We start from the raw sequence: 2,922 nt of genomic DNA, 5'->3' as shown, positions 1-2,922 counted from the left end.
GTATAGAGGATGAGAAATTTAAAAAATATATAAAGCAGATAAATGACGATGAGTATAAGGATATGATAGATTTTTCATTAAAGTCTATAATGAACGATATATTATCCGATATATTTCCATTTTATGGTTTTTTTATAGATAAATGCGGTGAGACTGTATGGAAAAGCGTCATAAGGACAATGTTTTATGTAGGCAAAGACGCTACTCCTCTTAATGTTGCCAAAGGTATATTTATGGCAACAGGTGGAGAGCTTAGATTGGCCACGCTAATAAAAGAAAAGCCTATTTTTAAGTTAATTAGTGCAAGTGATAAAAAAAATTTTAACCTTCTAAGTAGACGTGAATTTTTTAGGATGCAAAAGCTAATAAGCAATGATTACCTTTTTTCATATTTTGATCGAAAGGCAAAAGCAAAAGGTAGAGATCAATTAAAACATCAAGAAAAATTAGCAAAAGACTATAAAGATATCACAAAAAAACTTATAACATTAAGAATAGGTACAGAATTTGTAAAAAATGCTGGAAAGGCAACAGTATCTAATATAACAAGAGCTGGACTTAAATTTTTAGTAGATAGTGCCTATAGCTCATCTTACGAACACCAAAAAAGATCTTATGAACTAATACTTCATAAGTATTTCACAAATAAATTTGATGAAACTTATGCTGTTAAGAATATATCTTATGAACCTTATTCAAATAAAACAAGTGAATATACCTACTACCCTATAGAGATATACTCATCTTTTATAAATATAGATCTAAAAAGAACTATCATAGGAGGAAGACTATCTAGTGGAGGACTAGACTATCATAACTTCTTCTACTATGACATAAACACCACTACAAACAAACTAGACTCTAATCTATCAAAAGATATAAGTCTAGATACTATGATATCTTATCTATGTCTAGATGAGCTAAGAACAGACAATAAAACTGATGAAGAGTTCTTTAACAACCTAAACAAAAGAAACAAGAAACTAGCATATACACCAAAAGAGCTTATGCTGCAAGGGGTTAAAAGAGAACTAGATATAAGCCCATCAAACTCAATAGATATAAAACAAAGAGAGGAAATTTATGATATGTATAAGACAAGTAAAAGCACTTCAAAACAAGCCTTGCCAATAGACAAATACAACGAAGCTATGGAGATACTAGAAGACTTTAAAAATGGAAATTTAAACACTAATGGATCAGAAGTTGATAATAAATCAAGAAGACTATTAAAAGCATTAGATGTAATAGGCAACAACAATGTAAAGGGTATGTATGTGGGGTGTAGGGAAAGTTGGAAAGAAAATGAAAATTTAGAGGAAAAAACTATCCCTCCTCGCCTAGTAGGTCGTCTAGCTACCACCATAGTAATGGAAGATGGTCTTTACATAGGATAACAGATGAAAAAGATTGTATTTACAGCTTTAGCTATCTTAGTAATAGCTATATCACTAATAGCAGTAAATAAAAGAATGAATAAAGGAAATTTAATGGATAACAATAATACATATATAGTAATAGCTCCGAATGGAATGGAAATACCATTTGATAAAAATACGAATTTGATAGTTGCTGAAAAAAATCCTAATATGCAGTTAGCCCCAGATCTTGCAGCCAAACTAGTCCTTGACTCCCGCTCCATCCTAGATTCATCTCCATATAAAAACTATAAACCACTATACTATAACCCTAAACCAAATTCTCTAGGTCAAACAGACTATCTATCATTTAAACCATGGCTAGATATTAGCTATAAACCAAGTTCGACTAAACTATCTCCTTGGACTAAATCAGAAAAAGCTTACTATGAAAGCTTAAAAGATAAAAGAGATAGATATATTTATCTAGTAAAAAGAAGTAATCTAAAATGCACTATGATAGATATCCCAGAAGATGCAATAGCCAGAGTAGATAATAAAGGCAAACTAACTAAACCAGAATATGCTGAAATTTATGATGAAGTAGATAGAAATAAAAATACATTAAAATCAGAACTCTTTATAGGAGAGTGGGGAATTTGCGCTGGAGTATTAGGAGATAGTGAATCACTAGGCAATGGAAATGAAGGTGGATTTAAAGCAAGAGAATTTCAAGCAGTATTTCTAGCAGCTCAACTAGGAGAAGTTGAAGCACTACATGTACTAGCAGATTGCTTTAAATATTATACATACACAGTTGGAGTAAATAAAAATTTAGATACCTACACGAAAATTCTTAAACTATATAAAAATCCTCCACTAGATGAATATGGTATGATGCCTTATCTAGATGAAATAGTAGGTAATTACTTTGTGATAGATTTTAATAGAGATGGACTCATTAATAATGCTGACGGCTCTCTTCATAAACGCTTAAGAAGATTAGTAGAAGATAAAGGTGAACTATTAGATCCTAGAGACTTTGATGCTAATGAGACTACGAGGGAGGAATTTGTAAATTATATTAAAAGCCACATGAGCGAATTTCAAGAAGAGTATGGCAAAGGTGCTTTTCCTAATAGATGGAGTGAAAAAGATCTTTCTCTTTATATTGATTCTGCTCTCCTAGAATCCAAAATAATGTCCCTAACCCCACCAGAGGGCTATCCTAATGCACCATACTATAACACGCCAGAAGAGCTAACAAGACTATATGAGGCTGGTAAATTAGATAAAAAGCTAAATCCTTTAATACCAGTAATGTATAGAGAAAGTTTTCCGGAAGATCTTAGGCAAAAGATATTAAGCTATGCCAAAGAGCATAATATAAAGGATTAGATAATAAATTTAATATCTATGGCTCCAAACGGAGCCAAATATAAATATATTAAGCCACTACAATCAAAGACATAGGCATCTATATGGTAACTGGTCTAATAGAACTTTATAAAACCTCATATGAAAAACTAGAAGAAAACTATAAAGAGATAATGCACATAGGTAA

Annotated in this window: 1 protein-coding gene and 1 pseudogene; both read left to right on the top strand. The window is 31.3% G+C overall.

Going from position 1 to position 2,922, the window contains the following annotated elements; genetic code table 11:
• Positions 1-1,397 (top strand): annotated as a pseudogene (locus F3G69_RS09280) (hypothetical protein); the annotation flags it as partial.
• A gap of 3 nt (positions 1,398-1,400) precedes the next feature.
• Positions 1,401-2,756, top strand: coding sequence for a thioredoxin reductase (locus F3G69_RS04055; RefSeq protein WP_103600427.1), 1,356 nt, complete (start codon positions 1,401-1,403; stop codon positions 2,754-2,756).
• Positions 2,757-2,922: the final 166 nt, after the last annotated feature.

The organism is Campylobacter concisus (assembly GCF_902460625.1).
GTDB lineage: Bacteria > Campylobacterota > Campylobacteria > Campylobacterales > Campylobacteraceae > Campylobacter_A > Campylobacter_A concisus_AD.
The sequence above is the reverse complement of the archived record's forward strand: the minus strand, read 5'-3'. Positions and strand labels throughout refer to the sequence as shown.